Origin of the sequence: Polynucleobacter sp. es-MAR-4 (assembly GCF_018882055.1) — a bacterium.
Lineage (GTDB): Bacteria > Pseudomonadota > Gammaproteobacteria > Burkholderiales > Burkholderiaceae > Polynucleobacter.
In genome coordinates this window covers 362,919-381,832 of the sequence record NZ_JACVPF010000001.1, presented here as the reverse complement: position 1 = coordinate 381,832, position 18,914 = coordinate 362,919, and the positions used below count along the sequence as shown (strand labels likewise).

Genomic DNA, 18,914 nt, shown 5'->3' with positions numbered 1-18,914 from the left:
CTATTGACCGTCAGAGTTTAAATAGGCTTTTGGGATTACTTGAGGACAGTAGCAGATTCAATCGTGACTGTCTTGCTAGGAACATCTGTCATGCGCCCCATTTTTGGTGCTGAAGCAACCATGGTGGGAATTTTTCGAATGGCATCAATCGTTTGAGTTCCAGAAATTACTTTACCGAATACCGTATATCCATTGCCCATGGCGTTAGGATAATTTAAGCCTTCATTGTCTTTAACGTTGATAAAGAACTGGGCTGTCGCTGAATCAGGATCTGAAGTACGTGCCATAGCAATCGTATAAGTTTGATTCTTCAGGCCATTTTGAGCTTCTGAAGCAACCGGTGCATTAGTGGGTTTTTGTACTAGGTCAGGAGTAAAGCCTCCACCCTGGATCATGAAACCGTCAATTACTCGGTGAAAAATGGTGCCATTATAAAAACCACTATTTACATAGTTTAAAAAGTTGGCAGTGGTTTTTGGTGCCTTGATGGAATCTAACTCCACAACAAAACTACCCATCGTGGTTTTAAATTCCACCTTAGGTCCGGCAAAGCTATTGGCGCTAGCAATCAAGCTAGTGATTAGGAATAGGGATGCAATGATTTTGCGCATGACGAGGGTCCTTAAAAAACTAGTAAAAGTAGGGGATATCTGATTGTATTGCTCAAAGGCCCGATGGCACTTGACCCGCATACTGATAGGCCGCCTCATGAAACATCTTTGGCCTATCTAGATAATCCAGAGCCCAATCTATCGTATCAAGCCCCCAAAATGCATGGGAATTAATCACTAGGGTGGGCACACCAAATGCACCGTCAGCTTTCGCCTTCTCTGTATTGCTGATGAGTCTTGCTTTGATCTCTGGACCATCCGGCTTTGGAGTATTTGCTGACAAGCCAAGGTATTGACAGAAGTCTGGCCAAGATAAGTTGGGGTCTTTACCTTCTACCCAGACATATTCAAAGGCTCGCTCAACCATTTCCCATTGGGCATCTTCCTGAACAAGCAGACGCTGCGCTGCCACCGTAAGAAAAGGGTGATGCTCTGGAAAGCGAAATGGCAGTCCTAACTTCTCAGCGAGCCATACACAGTATTGGTAGGTATGAGGGCGCTTAGCTTCAATCTCGCCAGGTCCACGGTTATCGGTTGCTCTAAATAGGCCGCCGAGCAAGATCGGAACCGGCTGTATATCAACGCGGCTATCAATTCGATGACGTTGCTTGATATAGAAATACGAGAACGGAGAAATGATGTCGTAATAGAGCGTACCTTTTATTGGCTTAGCGCTGATTTGATCCAACATCATTTTTTATTAGACTCCTCATCTAGTTTGCGTAAAAAGACCATTTTTTCTGCGATCTGGCTTTCTAGCCCGCGATCAACGGGCTCATACCAATGCGGCTCCGCCATTCCTTCTGGCAGGTAGGACTCTCCAGCGGCATAGCCATGAGGCTCATCGTGTGCATAGCGGTACTCTTTGCCGTGACCTAGTTCTTTCATTAGCTTGGTTGGAGCATTACGCAAATGATTGGGTACTGGCTTACTTTGGTCATTGGCAACATAGGCTCTTGCTGCGTTATATGCTTTGTAGCTTGCATTGCTTTTAGCTGCAATCGCCAAATAAACAACCGCTTGTCCAAGCGCCAATTCACCTTCGGGCGAACCTAGCCGCTCAAAAGTTTGTGCCGCATCATTTGCTAACTGCATGGCTCTTGGATCGGCAAGACCAACGTCTTCCCAGGCCATGCGGATGATCCTTCGAGCGAGATAGCGGGGGTCAGCACCACCATCAAGCATTCGGCAAAACCAATACAAGGCCGCATCTGGATTAGAGCCTCGTACAGATTTATGCAGTGCAGAAATTTGATCATAAAAATGATCGCCGCCTTTATCAAAGCGACGAGCCTGAACTGTCAAAGCATTCTCTATGAACTGCTGATCAACATTCTTCATGTTGGAGTTTGGGGTGGTAACCGCATTGCGTACTTGCTCTACCAAATTGAGCAGTCGTCTGGCATCGCCATCAGCATAGGAGATTAGGTTGTCAATAGCAGCTGCTTCAAACGTAACATCCGGCATTGCATATTCGCGCGCACGATCAAATAATTGCTTAAGCTCTATGACGCTTAATGATTTAAGTACATAGACTTGTGCACGTGAGAGTAGGGCGGAGTTCACCTCAAATGAGGGGTTTTCTGTTGTCGCGCCAATAAATGTAAATAATCCAGACTCAACATGTGGCAACAAGGCATCTTGTTGGCTTTTGTTGAAGCGGTGAATCTCATCTACAAACAAAATTGTTTGCCTGCCGTATTGAGACATACTCTGCTGAGCCCGCTCAATTGCCTCGCGAATTTCTTTAACACCTGCTAGAACAGCTGATATTGCAATGAACTCTCTATCAAAAGCCTTTGCTGAAAGTCTTGCCAGTGTGGTCTTACCAACGCCTGGTGGACCCCACAAAATCATTGAGTGCGGTTTACCAGAGGCAAAAGCAAGATTGAGTGGCTTGCCGCTAGTTAATAGATGCGTTTGCCCAATGACTTCTTCAATGGTCTTTGGGCGCAAGGCTTCGGCCAAGGGTGGCGGAGGCGCTTGATCAAATAGATTGCCCATATAAAGACTGATTAGTTTTGCACAAACAAGATGACTAGAGCTGCCCAAACCAAGCAGCCCGAAGAAACTAGCGTCAGTCGATTGCGTAAAGTGATGAATGCAGAACAAGCCTCTTCACTTGAAAAATAGTGCTGATAAGTTTCTTTATCGATATTGCGTTGGATAACCAAAGCGGAGGCCAAGATCACTAGGCCAACAGGAATATAAATATGTAGTGCAACCCAGGCCACCAATGCGGGTATTACACCCCAAATCCAGGCGTTCCGATCTTCCCAACGATCGCCCGGAGGTGATTTACCTAAGGTGTGCAAATTGGCGCCCCAATGGAGTGCGCCCATGAACGCAGTAATAACTGCGCCGTAACCAGCCAGCGACTCCGCGCTTAAATAATTCAAGGGTGTTGGTGCCAACTGCACCATTAAAGCAAGACCGACAAATGGAATTAAGCCAGCGTAGGCTAATTTACGAACTAGAGGGGGCAATGGGTTCACAAAAACTTCTTTATTTGGGTTAATTGATGGTGAGTTAAATGATTACTGATCGTAGGTATAGACGCCACGCCCAGTCTTACGACCAAGGTAGCCAGCAGCAACCATCTCGCGAAGCAGTGGGCAAGGGCGATATTTTGAATCGCTGAAGTTTTCAAAATAGACTTCCATCACTGCAAGGCAGGTATCCAAACCAATCAAGTCGGCTAAAGCAAGCGGTCCGATAGGTTGATTGCAACCTAATTTCATGCCGGCATCAATGTCCTCAGGGCTGGCTAAGCCTTCGTATAGAACGAAGAAGGCTTCGTTAATCATTGGCAACAAAATGCGGTTCACAACAAATCCAGGGGAGTTCTTAACGGTGATCGGCTCTTTGCCAATACGCTTGGCCATTTCGATAATGGCTGAGTGCGTTGCATCTGAAGTTTGCAATCCCCGAATGACTTCCACTAATGCCATCATCGGCGGCGGGTTAAAAAAGTGCATGCCAATGAAACGGCTTGGGTCGGAGTCTAAAGCTGCAAGCTTGGTGATAGAAAGTGAAGATGTATTTGTGGCAATAATAGTTTCTTTGCCGACGATCTCATCTACTTGCTTCAAAATTTTTTCTTTAATAGCCTGGTTTTCAGTTGCAGCTTCAATCACTAATTGCAGACCCTTAAAGTCAGCGTATGAAGTGCTGCCCTTGATGCGTTTTAATGCCGCATCTTTAGCTTCGGTTGTGAGGGTTTCTTTTTTAACCAAACGATCTAAGCTCTTGCTAATTTGACTCAAGCCACGTTCAACCGCAGCATCGCTAATATCAACCATCACGACATCGAGACCTGCAACTGCGCAGACTTGTGCAATTCCATTGCCCATAGTTCCTGCGCCAATGACTCCGACTGATTGAATCTTCATGCTATTTCCTTTTTTGATACTGTGATGAACCAAATAATTGCTCTCTTGCTTTGTCATCATGCAAGGGCTTACGTAATGCGGTTAACACTTCAATGCCACGCTTCACAGCTGGGCGCTCACCAATCATTTCAAACCAACGCTTGAAATGCGGATACTCATTGATATCAATCCCTTGGTTCTTCCAATTGCGTGTCCATGGAAATATGGCGATATCAGCGATGGAGTAAGTTTTTCCAGCAATATAGGGATTATCTTTCAGTTGATGATCTATTACCCCATATAGTCGCTTAGCCTCATTAGTGTAGCGAGTGATTGCATAGTCAATTTTTTCGGGTGCATAAATGCGAAAGTGGTGGTTTTGACCCAAAAGAGGGCCTAAGCCACCCATCTGGAACATAAGCCATTGCAGGACTTCATATTTGGCTCGGGTTGATTTGGGTAAAAACTTACCTGTTTTTGCGGCTAAGTAGAGCAAGATGGCGCCAGACTCAAAGAGGTGGATGGGTTTGCCATCCGGACCATTTGGATCTGTAATCGCAGGTATCTTGTTATTGGGACTCATTGCCAAGAAATCCGGCTTGAACTGATCGCCAGCCCCAATATCAATTGGATGGGCAATCCAGTCTTTGCCTAATTTGTAGCCGCACTCCTCGAGCATGATGTGGATCTTGTGGCCATTTGGAGTAGGCCAACTGTAAACATCAATGATGCCTTTATTGGATTTGCTTGTACTCATAATCAATACCTTTACAGGGTTTGTAAGCGCTCAAGTGCTGCAGAAAGCGTCTCTTCTTTTTTGGCAAAACAAAAACGAATGACGCCTGACTCAATCGGTTTGGCGTAGAAAGCGGAAACAGGAATTGCTGCTACACCAATCTTAGTCGTCAACCATGAGCAAAAATCAGCCTCATTCATCTTAGCTTGAGGGATATTGAGTTTGCTGTAATTGACACACTGAAAATAAGTTGCTGATGCAGGTAGCAAGTTAAAACCAGTTTTATTCAAGCCCCTTCTGAAGTAATCTCGCTTAGCTTGATAAAAATCTGATAGCCCTAAGTAATGATCTGCATTTTTGAGGTATTGCGCTAAGCCGTATTGCATAGGCGTGTTCACAGTAAATACGTTGAACTGGTGTACCTTTCGAAATTCTTTCATCATGGCTGCTGGTGCCGCTACATAGCCAACTTTCCAGCCTGTGACGTGAAAAGTTTTACCAAAGCTTGATATGAGAAAACTGCGTGCTGCTAATTCAGGGTGACTAGAAGCGCTGATATGACCTTGCCCCTCAAAAACCATATGCTCGTAGACCTCATCACTCAGGACTAGTGCATTGGTATTTCTTACCAAGTTAGCTAAGCGATCAAGATCAGACATTTGCCACACCATGCCAGTTGGGTTGTGCGGGGTGTTAATGATGACGAGTCGCGTTTTAGGATTAATTGCTCGGGTTAAATCATCCCAGGGAATTGAATAGGAAATGACGCTACCATGGTCATCGCGATTGGCGGTCAAAGATACGGCGACAGTTTTTCCACCAGCCAATTCAATTGATGGGCGATAGCTATCGTAGGCAGGTTCAATAATGACAACTTCATCGCCTGGACTGACGCAAGACAAGACTGCCGTCATGATCCCCTGTGTGCCGCCGGCAGTAATGGTGATCTCTGTGTCGGAGTCGTAGATGTAACCATACAAATTAGCAATTTTCTGAGCCACAATCTCCCGCAGCTCTGCAACCCCAGCCATTGGGGGATATTGATTGTGATTGGCAAGCATTGCCGTATTGACATCGGAGATGAGTTCTCGATCACAATTGAAATCCGGGAAGCCTTGACCCAGGTTAATGGCTTCATGCTTTGCAGCAAGGGCAGACATCACTGTAAAGACTGTTATCCCCGCATCGGGTAGGCGACTGGGAAAGGCGGGGGTCGGAGGTGGGTTTTGGTCCATGCAGTCGGTTTAGGGCAAATAAGGTAGGTAGTCGCTAGAATGGTAGAAATTCATATTCAAATTGTGCCATGTTGATCGTACTTTCACCCGCTAAATCCTTAGATTACAAAACGCCTGTCAAGGTTAAGACTGCGACTTTGCCGGAGTTCGCCTCGGAATCGGCAAAGCTTATTGCTGATCTGAAGCAGCTTTCCCCTCAGGAGGTTGCTAATCTGATGGGCTTGTCGGATCAATTGGCAGCCCTGAACGTCGGGCGCTATCGAGATTGGTCGAAGAAGTTTACGGAGGAAAATAGCAAGCCGGCGATTTATGCCTTTAATGGCGATGTCTACGATGGATTTGATGTTAAGACCCTAAAGGCCAAGTCTATTGATTTTGCACAGGACCATGTCCGTATTCTCTCTGGCTTATATGGTGCATTGCGCCCACTTGATTTAATGCAGCCCTACCGACTAGAGATGGGTACGTCTTTCAAAAATGTCCGAGGCAAAGATCTCTACGCATTCTGGGGTGAGCGTGTGACAGATTCTCTAAAGAAGGTGCTTGAGAAGCAAAAGAAGCCCTTCCTGCTTAATCTGGCCTCTGAAGAGTATTTCAAGGTATTGCAAGCAAAGAACCTGGATTGCCCAGTGATTTCTCCTGTATTCCAGGATGGCAAAGATGGGAAATACAAAATTATTTCTTTCTATGCCAAGCGGGCTAGGGGCTTAATGGCTCGCTATGTAGTAGAAAATCGTATCACTGATCCTGCTGATATAAAGAGCTTCAATTTAGATGGTTACAAATATGTAGCCTCTGAATCGAAACCAGAAAAACCATTATTTAGACGTCCAGAGAGAAAGTAGGAGGGTGCACTATGGCTGTTCATCGCACTAAATCCTCACAACGCGCTTCTCCAGATGTGGAGCGCTTAGTAGCTGACGCAATTTCTTTAGCCGCCTCTGGAAGTCAGATTGAAGATCGTTTTTGGGAAGAGCGTTTAAATGTTCGCCTCATGCGATTGCTTAAAAGTCAAAATCAGAATGTGATTGATGCGGCCCTGGATCAAACATTCCGAATCAATACCGTAGCCTTTGAAGTTCTGGCCGATTCCGCGGAGACGCTAGCTGAATCGCTCACTATGGAGCATGAGGGTCAAGCTTGGGATGTTCTTTTATTGGCTTTGCCAATTGTGGCCCACACCCGCTATCAGATTCCTTCCGGTTCGCTACCAGTCAATGTTATTGAATCTATTGCTACTGCATTGCATGGTTCAATTGCTTCCACGGATGCGCGCCTAGCTATTGTTCCCTGGCTCTACAGCATCGATCAAATGCCACATTCGCATTGCCAAACTCGCCTACTAACCGAGGCTTTGGCTACAGCAGCTATTAGCGCTAGCGAGGTGAAGTTAGAGCTACGAGAGATGTCAGAAACAATTGCGGTATTGGCTGATCCACGCTTCATCATTGCAGCTGTTGCTGCACCCTCTGGCTCGCCGCTATTCCGATGGCAAGCTGAAGCGCCAACACGTCAAGAGCGTGGCGTTAGTTTGATAGGCTGGCAAAACGCAATGCAAGAACCTATTGCCGCACTTTTACCGGGTTGTGAGTTTGAGCTCTTGCTACCAGAAGCCTACTTTACAAACTGCCGTTTGGCTGACAAACAAGTGCGCCCATTGAGTATTCGTGCTGGCGTGAATTTTCTTGAGAGCACGCTGGGAGTTTTACCAGCCGGATTGTCTTGTGTGGTGGGCGCATTTGGAGAGGAGCAGGCGGATGAATACCGCATTTCATTTAGCTTGAAGGGTTCATCGGAGGTAGTTTATGGCGTAATCTGGCCGCTCTATGATCGTGAGAGTGTTGCCAATGATGCTCTAAATGATTTATCTGACGATGAGAGTCCGATGAAGCGAATTGCAGATGCACTTCGTGATGCTGGGGTTGAAGATGTGTTCCGTCATGCAATGCTATTTGATCCTGAGCTTTGTGATGATTGCGGAGCACCGTTATTTCCAGATCGATCGGGTGATGCTGTGCATGCAGAATTGCCGGATGATGCGCCTACACAGCAGCCACTGTTTCATTAATCAAATATAAGTCTCTTAAAAAAGATAGCCACAAAAAAAGCCGAGAATTTCTCGGCTTTTTTATTTTTTGAAGAAATGACTTCTAGTTCTGTGTAAATGGCTCTGAGTTAGCAAACAAGTGCGGAAGCTTACCTGTTTTCATTTCTGCGGTTTGGCAGAAATCAGCAAGGCGTGTTCCAGACTTAATGTTAAATAACATGGCCTTATTACCTAACACGACAAGGTCGTGACCAGTATTGGTGTTTTTGTAACGCAAGCTTCCTGGAAGGGAGTTTTCGCGTTTCAAATCAAACGTTTTAGATTCCCAAGTCAGGCGAACCGTTTCCGTTGTTCCTGAAGTCTTGAATTGCTTACTTTCGCTGCAAGTCCAAGTGGATACTTCTTCGTTGGCGATCGCTGATGCTGAACCTAGGAGTCCGGCTGTTGCTAGGCTAACGATGAGAAGAGATTTCTTCATGTGTAGTAATCCTTATGAGAGCAGGTGCTTAACACCAGCTTGTTCTTCAAGTAACTCGTTGAGGGTGTGGTTCATGCGCTCACGTGAGAACTCATCGATTTCCAAGCCTTCAACCATTTTGTATTCGCCGTTTTCGCAAATTACTGGATAGCCGTAAATTACTTCAGCAGGAATACCATATTCACCTTTGGATGGAATGCCCATAGTCACCCACTTGCCATTTGTGCCGAGAACCCAGTCACGAATGTGATCGATTGCTGCGTTAGCTGCAGATGCGGCAGAAGATAAGCCACGTGCTTCAATAATCGCTGCCCCACGTTTGCCAACTGTAGGAATGAAAGTATCTTTATTCCATGCTGCATCGTTGATACTGTCTTTTACAGATTTGCCATCAATGGTTGCAAAGCGATAGTCTGGATACATTGTTGGGCTGTGGTTACCCCAAACAACCAATTTCTCAATATCAGCAACAGGCTTATTTAACTTGTTAGCCAATTGTGAAAGCGCGCGATTGTGATCCAAGCGCAACATTGCAGTGAAATTCTTCGCAGGAATATCTGGTGCGGACTTCATGGCGATGTAAGCATTGGTATTTGCTGGGTTACCAACAACCAATACCTTCACAGTTTTCTTAGCAACTGCATTCAATGCCTTACCTTGGGCAGTGAAAATCTGGGCATTAGCGGAGAGTAAATCTTTGCGTTCCATGCCAGGACCGCGTGGACGTGCGCCAACCAACAGAGCAACGTCGATATCTTTGAATGCTGTCATTGGGTCAGAATGCGCTGTCATACCAGCTAGCAATGGGAATGCGCAGTCCTCTAATTCCATCATCACGCCAGCAAGTGCTTTTTGAGCTTTTTCATCTGGAATTTCGAGCAACTGGAGGATTACTGGCTGATCTTTCCCTAACAAGTCGCCGTTGGCGATGCGAAAGAGGAGGGAATATCCGATTTGACCGGCTGCACCGGTGACTGCAACACGCATTGGGGCTTTTGCCATTACTAATAACTCCAGTTGAGGTTAATTAATTGAAATCTTTTCTATTATCCATTCAAGTGTAGGGACTTTCCATTTACACTGTCAATCATGTCTTATATAAGATATGAGATAAGCTTGAATTTTATCCAATAGAAGCTGCCCTGGAGTTAATTTGTCATCGATATCTGAACCCATAGCCTCATTTAGTCCGCTTTATGAGCAAATCAAAGCCATGATTTTGGCTAGTTTGCAGGCCTCAGAATGGTTGCCAGGCGATGCCATCCCCAGTGAAATGGAGCTTGCGGCGCGCTATGCCGTCAGCCAGGGGACTGTTCGTAAGGCAATAGATGAGTTGGCAGCCCAAAATTTACTAGTGCGCCGTCAAGGTAAGGGTACTTTTGTGGCCACTCATCAAGAAGAAGATTTTCAGTACCGTTTTTTACGTTTAGAGCCTGATTCTGGTGAGAAGTTGCACCTAAAAAACCAGTTTTTAGCCTGTGAAAACACTCAATCTGATGCATATATCGCTAAGTTGCTTAAATTAAAGGCAGGTGACCCTGTTATTCGGATAGATCGAGTCCAAAGCTCATCCGGTCGCCCAATCGTTTTTGAGGAGATTTGGCTGCCAGAGGGGCGCTTTAAGGGGCTTACTTTGGATGCGCTCAATGCCTGGCCTGGTCCAATGTACGCTTTTTATGAAAGTGAGTACGCCACACATATGGTGAGGGCGGAAGAAAAAATTAAGGCTGTTCTAGCAAATTCAGAGCTTTCCAGGTACTTGGAGGTTCCAGAAGGTTCCGCCTTGTTATCCGTTGAGCGCGTAGCTTTTACCTACGGGAATAAACCAGTAGAAATTCGTCGCGCTAGGTATGACACTTCTGATCAGCATTACGACAATAAATTGAACTAAGTAGTACACTCAAAAATCAGTAAAAACCACTATTTAACCCCTTTAAACGCTAAAAAGTCCCCACCACCCCCAAGGTTTCCAATAGAATATGTTGCAACACAACAAAACCACACTGAACCTCCACCGAAAGATTGAGATTGCCCATGGTTGATGCACAGCAAAACGCAAAAAAAGATAGACCGGTTTACCGAAATATTGGTCTTGCCCAGTTAATCAAGTACCGCCTTCCTTGGGCTGGAAAAGTTTCTATTCTTCATCGCATTAGTGGGGCGGCATTGTTTTTAATGTTGCCTTTCTTGCTCTATCTTTTTGATCAGAGCCTTGCTTCGGAGATGAGCTACCAAAAATTCCAGGCAATTACTGGCCACGTGCTGGTAAAAATTATTCTTCTGGGATTGATTTGGTCTTTCTTACACCATTTCTGCGCTGGTATCCGCTATCTGTTGTTGGATTTAGAGATTGGTGTTGAAAAGGCTGATGCCAACCGCTCAGCGATCTTTGTATTTTTCTTAGGTCTCGCTTTGACTGCGATTGTTGGTCTCAAACTATTCGGCTTGTACTAAGCACTTCTTCATTAAGGAAATCTAATGCCTATTTATCAAATCGGACCGAAGCGCTTAGTTGTGGGCGCGCACTACGGCCTTAAAGAATGGATCATTCAACGCGTGACTGCCATTGTGATGGTAGTTTTTACGATCGTATTGTTAGTTGACTATTGCATTACTGGTAGCGCAACTTATGAAGGTTGGGCTGGATTGTTTAGCAATCAGTTCATGAAGCTATTGACGCTTTTATTCTTCATCAGTTTGTTCTATCACGCTTGGATTGGTATCCGTGATATCTGGATGGATTACATCAAGCCTGTCAGCATTCGTTTAACACTGCAAGTGTTAACTGTTTTGTATCTCGTAGCCTGTGCGGCTTATGCCGTACAAATTTTGTGGAAAGTGTAATTCAATGACCGCGATTAAAAAAGCATTGCCACGCCGCCGTTTCGACGCGGTAATTATTGGTGCAGGTGGTTCAGGTATGCGCGCTTCTTTGCAATTAGCAGAAGCTGGCTTGAACGTAGCGGTGTTAACTAAAGTTTTCCCAACTCGCTCACACACTGTTGCTGCACAAGGTGGTATTGGTGCCTCACTGGGCAACATGAGTGAAGATAACTGGCACTATCACTTCTATGACACCATCAAAGGTTCTGATTGGTTAGGTGACCAAGACGTCATCGAGTTTATGTGTCGTGAGGCTCCTAAAGTCGTTTATGAGCTAGAGCATTTTGGTATGCCTTTTGACCGCAATCCAGATGGCACGATTTATCAGCGTCCATTTGGTGGACATACTGCTAATTACGGTGAGAAGGCTGTTCAGCGCGCTTGCGCAGCTGCTGACCGTACTGGTCACGCAATGTTGCACACTTTGTATCAGCGCAACGTGCGCGCAAAGACCAATTTCTTTGTTGAGTGGTTAGCCTTGGATTTGATTCGTGACGACGCAGGTGATGTTGTTGGTGTTACTGCGCTTGAAATGGAAACCGGCCAGGTTTACATCCTTGAAACTAAAGTGGTCATGATGGCTACTGGTGGTGCAGGTCGTATTTGGGATGCATCGACAAACGCATTTATTAATACCGGCGACGGTATGGGTCTGGCAGCACGCGCAGGCATTCCATTGGAAGACATGGAGTTCTGGCAATTCCACCCAACTGGCGTAGCTGGTGCAGGCGTATTGTTGACAGAAGGTTGCCGTGGTGAAGGCGGCATCTTGCGTAATAAAGATGGCGAGCGCTTTATGGAGCGTTACGCTCCAACCTATAAAGACTTAGCGCCACGCGATTTCGTTTCTCGCTGCATGGACCAGGAGATCAAAGAAGGGCGCGGTTGCGGTCCTAACGGTGATTATGTTGTTCTCGACTTAACCCACATCGGCGCCGAGACCATCATGAAGCGCTTGCCTTCTGTTTATGAAATCGGCATTAACTTTGCTAACGTTGACGTTACTAAAGAACCAATTCCAGTCGTACCAACAATTCACTATCAGATGGGTGGTATTCCTACCAACATTAACGGCCAAGTTGTTGTGCCAGCCAATGGCAAACATAACGAAATCGTTAATGGTCTCTATGCCATCGGTGAGTGTTCTTGCGTATCCGTTCACGGCGCAAACCGCTTAGGCACAAACTCATTACTCGACTTGCTCGTGTTTGGTCGCGCTGCTGGTAATCATATTGTTGCAATGGATCTCAAGAATCGTGAGTTCAAACCATTACCTGCAAATGCTGGCGAACAAACAATGGCTCGTATTGCCGTTCTTGATAATTCAACTTCTGGTGAATATGCGCAAGATGTTGCAAACGACATTCGTAAAACTATGCAGAAATATGCTGGCGTATTCCGTAATCAAGAATTGATGGATGAAGGTGTTCGTCAAATGGCCAAGCTCACTGAACGTGCTAAACATTTGTGGCTCAAAGACAAGTCTGAAATTTTCAATACCGCTCGTATCGAGGCTTTGGAAGTTGCCAACTTGATCGAAGCTGCAAATGCAACCATGATCTCAGCAGCTGCTCGTACTGAAAGTCGCGGTGCACACTCTCATGATGATCATCAAGAGCGTGATGATGACAACTGGATGAAGCACACGCTTTGGTATAGCGAAGGCAACCGTTTAGATTACAAGCCGGTTGTTCTGAAGCCATTGACAGTTGAGTCTTTCCCTCCTAAAGAACGTACTTTCTAAGCGAAGAGAATTTAAAAATGAGTGATATTCGTATATTTGAAATTTACCGCTACGATCCAGATGTCGACGCAGCTCCTCGCATGGAGCGTTATGAGCTTGAGTTAACTGGCGAGCGTATGTTGTTAGATGCCTTGATTTCTTTGAAGAAACAAGATGAATCAATTTCCTATCGTCGTTCATGTCGCGAAGGTGTTTGTGGCTCTGACGCAATGAACATCAACGGTAAGAACGGCTTGGCTTGCTTAACTAATATGTTGACCTTGCCTAAAGTAATTACATTGCGCCCATTGCCTGGTTTACCAGTTGTGCGCGATTTGATTGTGGATATGACCTTGTTCTTTAAGCAATACTTGTCCATTAAGCCTTACTTAGTTAACGACAATCCAGCTCCTGAAAAAGAGCGTCTCCAAAGCCCTGAAGAGCGTGAAGAATTAAATGGTTTGTATGAGTGCATCTTGTGCGCATCATGCTCAACCTCATGCCCATCTTTCTGGTGGAATCCTGATAAGTTCGTTGGACCAGCAGGTTTGTTGCAGGCCTATCGCTTTATCGCTGATAGTCGTGATGAAGATACTGCACAGCGTTTAGACAACCTGGAAGATCCATACCGTTTATTCCGCTGCCATACCATCATGAACTGCGTGGATGTATGTCCTAAGCATTTGAATCCAACCAAGGCAATTGGAAAGATCAAGGAATTAATGGTTCGCAGGGCAGTATGACCCTAAGTAATGCAGAGTTATATCGCTTAAAGAGTGATGCCCGCAGGGGTTTGCTTGAAAACGATTTAATTCTGCAGCGTTTTTTTGAGCGTTACGGCGCTCAACTCAATGCAGAAGATGGCAAAGTATTAACCCAGTTGTTAGCTTTAGAAGACAATGACTTGATGGATTTATTAATCGGTCGAAAAGATTCTGTTGCTGCGCTGGAAAATGAATCTCAAGAAGCTGCCTTTAAGGCGGTTTTACAAAAACTGAGACAGAAATAACTCAGCTTTTTGGATGCAGCAGCAGTACAGACGCATGATCAAATAGTGTATTAATCATCAATTTGAATGACTAAGGATTAGAAATGATTGAATCGGACATCAAGGCAAAATTATCGTTTTCGGACGGCACACCAGATATCGACTTGCCAATTTACAAAGGCACGATTGGTCCTGATGTAATTGATATTCGCAAACTTTACGGTCAAACCGGTAAGTTCACCTACGATTCAGGATTTCTGTCTACCGCTTCATGCAATAGCAAAATTACTTACATCGACGGCGATAAAGGTGAGCTGCTTTACCGTGGATACCCAATTGAAGATCTCGCACACAACTGCGACTTCTTGGAAGTTTGCTACCTGTTGTTGAATGGCGAGTTGCCAAACGCTAAACAGAAAAAAGATTTTGAAGAAATGGTTATGCACCACACAATGGTTCATGAACAAATGCAATTCTTCTTGCGCGGCTTCCGTCGTGATGCGCATCCAATGTCAGTTTTGACTGGTTTGGTTGGTGCAATGGCTGCCTTCTATCATGATGAGATTGATTACAGTCAGCCTAAGGCTCGTGAAGTTGCTCAAATTCGCTTGATTGCTAAGATGCCAACATTGGTTGCAATGGCTTACAAATATTCTGTAGGTCAACCATTCATCTATCCTGACAACTCCTTGTCTTACACTGCAAACTTCATGCGCATGATGTTTGCAACGCCCTGCGAAGAGTACAAAGTTAATCCAGTATTGGTTCGCGCCTTAGATCGCATCTTTACATTGCATGCTGATCATGAGCAAAATGCTTCTACATCAACAGTGCGTTTGTGTGGTTCTTCTGGCACTAATCCATTTGCTGCTATCTCTGCAGGTATTGCTTGCCTTTGGGGTCCTGCTCACGGTGGTGCCAACGAAGCCTGCTTACAGATGTTGAATGAGATTCAAGCTAATGGTGGCGTAGATACGATTGGTGACTTCATTGCGCAAGTTAAGGACAAGAACTCTAGCGTTCGTCTGATGGGTTTTGGCCATCGCGTTTATAAAAACTTCGATCCACGTGCTAAGTTAATGCGCGAAACATGCCATGAAGTGCTAAAGGAAATGGGTCTTGAGAATGATCCATTGTTCAAGTTAGCCATGACGCTTGAGAAGATTGCCTTGGAAGACGAATACTTCGTAAGTCGCAAGCTTTATCCAAACGTTGATTTTTACTCTGGAATTGTTCAGCGTGCACTAGGCGTCCCAACAGAAATGTTCACCTGTATTTTTGCCTTAGCAAGAACAGTAGGTTGGATTGCTCAGTGGGAAGAAATGATTACTGATCCTGAGTACAAGATTGGCCGTCCACGTCAGTTATATGTTGGGGAAACTTCACGTAAGGTTCCTAACATTACTGTGCGTAAATAAAAGCTTTAGAGGGTTTACATGTCACGTACGCTTTACGACAAATTGTGGGATGACCATGTCGTCTATTCCGAAGAGGACGGCACGGCCACAATTTATATAGATCGTCAGTTATTGCACGAGGTGACAAGTCCTCAAGCTTTTGAGGGGTTAAATCTTGCAGGCCGACCAGTGTGGCGCATCTCTGCCAATCTGGCGGTTTCAGATCACAATGTTCCAACGACAGATCGCTCCGAAGGAATCGCCGATCCGATTTCTAAGTTGCAAGTAGATACGTTGGATCAAAACTGTGATGCCTTTGGTATTACTCAATACAAAATGAACGATCTCCGTCAAGGAATTGTTCATGTCATTGGGCCAGAGCAGGGTGCCACATTGCCGGGTATGACTGTTGTCTGCGGTGATTCTCACACTAGTACTCATGGCGCTTTTGGCGCACTGGCATTTGGTATCGGTACCTCAGAGGTGGAACATGTATTGGCCACCCAAACCTTGCTCATGAAAAAGAGCAAGAATATGTTGGTTAAGGTGGATGGACGCCTACAACCAGGTTCCACTGCAAAAGATATCGTGCTTGCCGTGATTGGCAAGATTGGTACTGCGGGCGGCACTGGTTACACCATTGAGTTTGCAGGCGAAGCAATTCGTAATCTGTCTATGGAAGGTCGCATGACCCTCTGCAATATGGCAATTGAGGCCGGTGCTCGCGCTGGACTAGTGGCTGTAGATGAAACCACTATCGAATATATTCAAGGTAGACCTTACGCGCCTAAGGGTGAGGCTTTGCGCCACGCTTTGCAATACTGGCGCACTTTGCATTCAGATCCAGATGCACACTTTGATGCCGTGGTCGAGTTGCGAGCTGAAGAGATTGCACCACAAGTGACTTGGGGCACTTCACCGGAAATGGTTCTCGCTATCAGTGACCGCGTTCCAGATCCGGAGAAAGAGCGTGATCCTAATAAGCGTTCCGCGATGGAGCGTGCACTTGAGTACATGAATCTCGTTCCGAATACTCCTTTAAGTAACATCGCTATCGATAAGGTATTCATCGGATCTTGCACTAATAGCCGCATTGAAGATATTCGTGCTGCCGCGAAGGTGGTTGATCGCCTCGGCAAGAAAGTTGCAGCTAATGTCAAATTGGCTATGGTCGTTCCTGGATCTGGCTTGGTAAAAGCTCAGGCTGAACGTGAAGGTTTGGATCGCGTATTCAAGGCTGCTGGCTTTGAGTGGCGTGAACCTGGCTGTTCTATGTGTTTGGCAATGAATGCAGATCGCCTTGAACCTGGTGAGCGTTGCGCATCTACCTCAAATCGTAATTTTGAAGGTCGTCAAGGTAATGGTGGAAGAACGCATTTAGTTAGCCCAGCAATGGCTGCAGCAGCTGCTATTGAAGGTCATTTTGTTGATGTTCGTAAGATTTCCTAGGGAATACTGATGTCTAAATTATCTTCATTCACCATTATTAAAAAATTATCCATCGTTGCTGTTATCGGCATCATCCTCTCAGCCTGCGCCAATACTATGGAAGGTGTTGGAAAAGATCTTCAGACCATGGGTAATTCAATGGGTGGTAGCGGCAACACCAGTAACAACCAATCCCAAACTAAAGGGAAAGATGTTGTTGTTACTCCCGTTAAGTAAGCTCTAGGAATTCAGCAGAAGATCATTATGGAAAAATTTACGGTATACAAAGGTTTGGTTGCTCCGCTTAATCGCGAGAACGTAGATACCGATGCCATCATTCCAAAGCAATTCTTAAAATCCATTAAAAAAACTGGTTTTGGTCAGAATTTGTTCGATGAGTGGCGCTATTTAGATCATGGTGAGCCAGGTCAAGATTGCAGTACCCGACCAATTAACCCAGACTTTGTATTAAATCAGCCGCGTTATAAGGATGCGGGTATTTTGCTGGCGCGTAAGAACTTTGGCTGCGGTAGCTCTCGTGAGCATGCTCCATGGGCGCTAGATCAATATGGCTTTAGGGCTGTAATTGCCCCAAGTTTTGCTGATATTTTTTACAATAATTGCTTTAAAAATGGCCTCTTACCAATTGTTCTCTCTGAGCTGCAGGTAGACCATTTATTTAATGAAACCTTGGCTTTTAGCGGTTACCAGCTTACGGTGGACCTACAAGCTCAGCAAGTGATCACCCCCGATGGCACAGCCTATAGCTTCGATGTAGCACCATTTAGAAAGCACTGCCTGCTCAATGGCTTGGACGATATTGGCTTAACCCTGCAACATGCAGATAAAATCAAGGCTTACGAAGCTGAGCGCATCCTCAAGATGCCTTGGCTTGCGACACAACTGCCGTAGTTTTATAGAGTTAAAGGCCTTTCATGAAAATTGCAGTCCTACCGGGCGATGGTATCGGCCCGGAAATCGTTGCTGAAGCCGTTAAGGTATTAAACGCGCTCGGCCCTAAATTTGATCTTGAGACTGCCCCAGTTGGCGGTGCCGCCTATGATGTGGCAGGTCATCCATTACCACCTGCAACATTAGAGCTTGCTAAAAAAGCAGATGCCATTTTGTTCGGTGCTGTAGGTGACTGGAAATATGACACCTTAGCTCGTGAACTTCGCCCTGAGCAGGCCATCTTAGGTTTGCGTAAGCATTTGGAATTGTTTGCCAATTTTAGGCCTGCAATTTGTTATGACGAATTAACTGCTGCTTCTAGCCTGAAGCCAGAAATCGTTAGTGGTTTAGATATATTGATTATTCGCGAGCTCAACGGCGATATTTACTTTGGTCAACCACGTGGTATTCGAACTTCAGAACTCCCGTTATTTAAGGGTGCGCGTGAAGGCTACGACATGATGCATTACAGCGAGCCAGAAGTAGAGCGTATTGGTCGCGTTGCTTTTGAGGCGGCACGTAAGCGCGGCAAAAAAGTTTGTAGCGTTGATAAGGCAAATGTATTGGAGACCTCACAGCTCTGGCGTGATGTCATGATCCGCGTAGGTAAAGATTACCCAGACGTTGAGTTATCGCATATGTATGTTGATAACGCAGCAATGCAATTGGTGAAAGCACCAAAGGCGTTTGATGTAGTCGTGACCGGGAACTTGTTTGGTGATATTCTTTCTGATGAAGCCTCAATGTTGACTGGTTCTATTGGCATGCTGCCGTCAGCTTCATTGGATAAAAACAATAAAGGGCTCTATGAGCCAAGTCACGGTTCTGCTCCGGATATTGCTGGCAAGGGTATTGCCAATCCATTGGCAACTATTCTTTCGGCTGCCATGATGTTGCGTTACTCATTAGGCCTGCCTGCTGAAGCGGACCGCATTGAGGCAGCGGTTCAAAAGGTCTTGTCTCAGGGTCTGCGCACAGCTGATATCTATACAGAAGGCACGAAAAAAGTTTCCACTGTTGAGATGGGTGATGCTGTAGTAGCCGCTCTCTCAAACTAAGAGTCTTA

The 18,914-nt window shown here is 45.5% G+C and carries 22 protein-coding genes; 13 read left to right on the top strand and 9 right to left on the bottom strand.

What is annotated here, in order from left to right:
• Positions 1-35: 35 nt before the first annotated feature.
• From ICN16_RS01925 to ICN16_RS01895, 7 genes are read right to left on the bottom strand one after another with little or no spacing between them, the layout of a single operon-like run.
• On the bottom strand, positions 36-611 hold the full coding sequence (locus tag ICN16_RS01925; protein WP_216133353.1) for a peptidylprolyl isomerase: 576 nt from the start codon (positions 609-611) through the stop codon (positions 36-38).
• A 52-nt stretch (positions 612-663) separates the two neighbouring features.
• Complete coding sequence (locus tag ICN16_RS01920) at positions 664-1,305, bottom strand: 2-hydroxychromene-2-carboxylate isomerase (RefSeq protein ID WP_255533557.1); 642 nt, start codon at positions 1,303-1,305, stop codon at positions 664-666.
• Positions 1,302-2,615: a replication-associated recombination protein A gene (locus ICN16_RS01915; protein ID WP_216133352.1), complete on the bottom strand. Its 1,314-nt coding sequence runs from the start codon at positions 2,613-2,615 to the stop codon at positions 1,302-1,304. The genes ICN16_RS01920 and ICN16_RS01915 overlap by 4 nt, the downstream gene beginning before the upstream one ends.
• 11 nt (positions 2,616-2,626) lie before the next feature.
• Positions 2,627-3,106, bottom strand: a complete 480-nt coding sequence (locus ICN16_RS01910) for a DUF3429 domain-containing protein (RefSeq protein WP_370625594.1) — start codon at positions 3,104-3,106, stop codon at positions 2,627-2,629.
• A gap of 42 nt (positions 3,107-3,148) precedes the next feature.
• A complete protein-coding gene (locus ICN16_RS01905) occupies positions 3,149-4,003 on the bottom strand; it encodes a 3-hydroxybutyryl-CoA dehydrogenase (protein WP_216133351.1) in 855 nt (284 codons plus the stop codon).
• Between the two features lies 1 nt (position 4,004).
• On the bottom strand, positions 4,005-4,712 hold the full coding sequence (locus ICN16_RS01900; protein WP_216135583.1) for a glutathione binding-like protein: 708 nt from the start codon (positions 4,710-4,712) through the stop codon (positions 4,005-4,007).
• Between the two features lie 38 nt (positions 4,713-4,750).
• Positions 4,751-5,953 (bottom strand): methionine aminotransferase, encoded by a 1,203-nt coding sequence (locus ICN16_RS01895; protein ID WP_216133350.1) that lies wholly within the window; start codon positions 5,951-5,953, stop codon positions 4,751-4,753.
• A 68-nt stretch (positions 5,954-6,021) separates the two neighbouring features.
• On the opposite strand from ICN16_RS01895, the gene yaaA reads away from it, so the two are divergent.
• Together yaaA and ICN16_RS01885 are read left to right on the top strand one after the other, a co-directional pair.
• Entirely contained in the window at positions 6,022-6,798 is a 777-nt protein-coding gene (gene yaaA / locus ICN16_RS01890; RefSeq protein WP_216133349.1) for a peroxide stress protein YaaA, read from the top strand.
• A gap of 11 nt (positions 6,799-6,809) precedes the next feature.
• Positions 6,810-8,021 (top strand): DUF2863 family protein, encoded by a 1,212-nt coding sequence (locus tag ICN16_RS01885; protein WP_216133348.1) that lies wholly within the window; start codon positions 6,810-6,812, stop codon positions 8,019-8,021.
• A gap of 82 nt (positions 8,022-8,103) precedes the next feature.
• On the opposite strand, the gene ICN16_RS01880 is transcribed toward ICN16_RS01885, so the two are convergent.
• Both ICN16_RS01880 and ICN16_RS01875 read right to left on the bottom strand, forming a co-directional pair.
• Positions 8,104-8,478, bottom strand: a complete 375-nt coding sequence (locus ICN16_RS01880) for a hypothetical protein (protein ID WP_216133347.1) — start codon at positions 8,476-8,478, stop codon at positions 8,104-8,106.
• Between the two features lie 12 nt (positions 8,479-8,490).
• Entirely contained in the window at positions 8,491-9,480 is a 990-nt protein-coding gene (locus ICN16_RS01875) for a malate dehydrogenase (RefSeq protein WP_216133346.1), read from the bottom strand.
• A gap of 151 nt (positions 9,481-9,631) precedes the next feature.
• Here ICN16_RS01875 and ICN16_RS01870 point away from each other — a divergent pair, with 151 nt between their 5' ends.
• The 11 genes from ICN16_RS01870 to leuB all read left to right on the top strand — a co-directional run bounded on the left by ICN16_RS01870 (position 9,632) and on the right by leuB (position 18,906).
• Entirely contained in the window at positions 9,632-10,369 is a 738-nt protein-coding gene (locus tag ICN16_RS01870) for a GntR family transcriptional regulator (protein WP_216133345.1), read from the top strand.
• Positions 10,370-10,512: 143 nt separating this feature from the next.
• Positions 10,513-10,932, top strand: a complete 420-nt coding sequence (gene sdhC / locus ICN16_RS01865; RefSeq protein WP_216133344.1) for a succinate dehydrogenase, cytochrome b556 subunit — start codon at positions 10,513-10,515, stop codon at positions 10,930-10,932.
• 24 nt (positions 10,933-10,956) lie between these two features.
• Positions 10,957-11,322, top strand: a complete 366-nt coding sequence (gene sdhD, locus ICN16_RS01860; RefSeq protein ID WP_215374285.1) for a succinate dehydrogenase, hydrophobic membrane anchor protein — start codon at positions 10,957-10,959, stop codon at positions 11,320-11,322.
• A 4-nt stretch (positions 11,323-11,326) separates the two neighbouring features.
• On the top strand, positions 11,327-13,105 hold the full coding sequence (gene sdhA / locus ICN16_RS01855) for a succinate dehydrogenase flavoprotein subunit (RefSeq protein WP_216133343.1): 1,779 nt from the start codon (positions 11,327-11,329) through the stop codon (positions 13,103-13,105).
• Positions 13,106-13,122: 17 nt separating this feature from the next.
• Positions 13,123-13,827 carry a succinate dehydrogenase iron-sulfur subunit gene (locus tag ICN16_RS01850; protein WP_216133342.1) on the top strand — a complete coding sequence of 235 codons (705 nt, stop codon included), beginning with the start codon at positions 13,123-13,125 and terminating at the stop codon, positions 13,825-13,827.
• Positions 13,824-14,093, top strand: a complete 270-nt coding sequence (locus ICN16_RS01845; RefSeq protein ID WP_216133341.1) for a succinate dehydrogenase assembly factor 2 — start codon at positions 13,824-13,826, stop codon at positions 14,091-14,093. Before ICN16_RS01850 ends, ICN16_RS01845 begins: the two co-directional genes overlap by 4 nt.
• A gap of 83 nt (positions 14,094-14,176) precedes the next feature.
• A complete protein-coding gene (gene gltA / locus ICN16_RS01840) occupies positions 14,177-15,490 on the top strand; it encodes a citrate synthase (protein WP_216133340.1) in 1,314 nt (437 codons plus the stop codon).
• Positions 15,491-15,508: 18 nt separating this feature from the next.
• A complete protein-coding gene (gene leuC / locus ICN16_RS01835; protein ID WP_216133339.1) occupies positions 15,509-16,918 on the top strand; it encodes a 3-isopropylmalate dehydratase large subunit in 1,410 nt (469 codons plus the stop codon).
• A gap of 9 nt (positions 16,919-16,927) precedes the next feature.
• Complete coding sequence (locus ICN16_RS01830) at positions 16,928-17,134, top strand: hypothetical protein (RefSeq protein WP_216133338.1); 207 nt, start codon at positions 16,928-16,930, stop codon at positions 17,132-17,134.
• A gap of 27 nt (positions 17,135-17,161) precedes the next feature.
• The gene (gene leuD, locus ICN16_RS01825; protein ID WP_216133337.1) at positions 17,162-17,809 is read left to right on the top strand and encodes a 3-isopropylmalate dehydratase small subunit; all 648 of its coding nucleotides are present in this window, start codon (positions 17,162-17,164) and stop codon (positions 17,807-17,809) included.
• Positions 17,810-17,832: 23 nt separating this feature from the next.
• On the top strand, positions 17,833-18,906 hold the full coding sequence (gene leuB / locus ICN16_RS01820) for a 3-isopropylmalate dehydrogenase (protein WP_216133336.1): 1,074 nt from the start codon (positions 17,833-17,835) through the stop codon (positions 18,904-18,906).
• Positions 18,907-18,914: the final 8 nt, after the last annotated feature.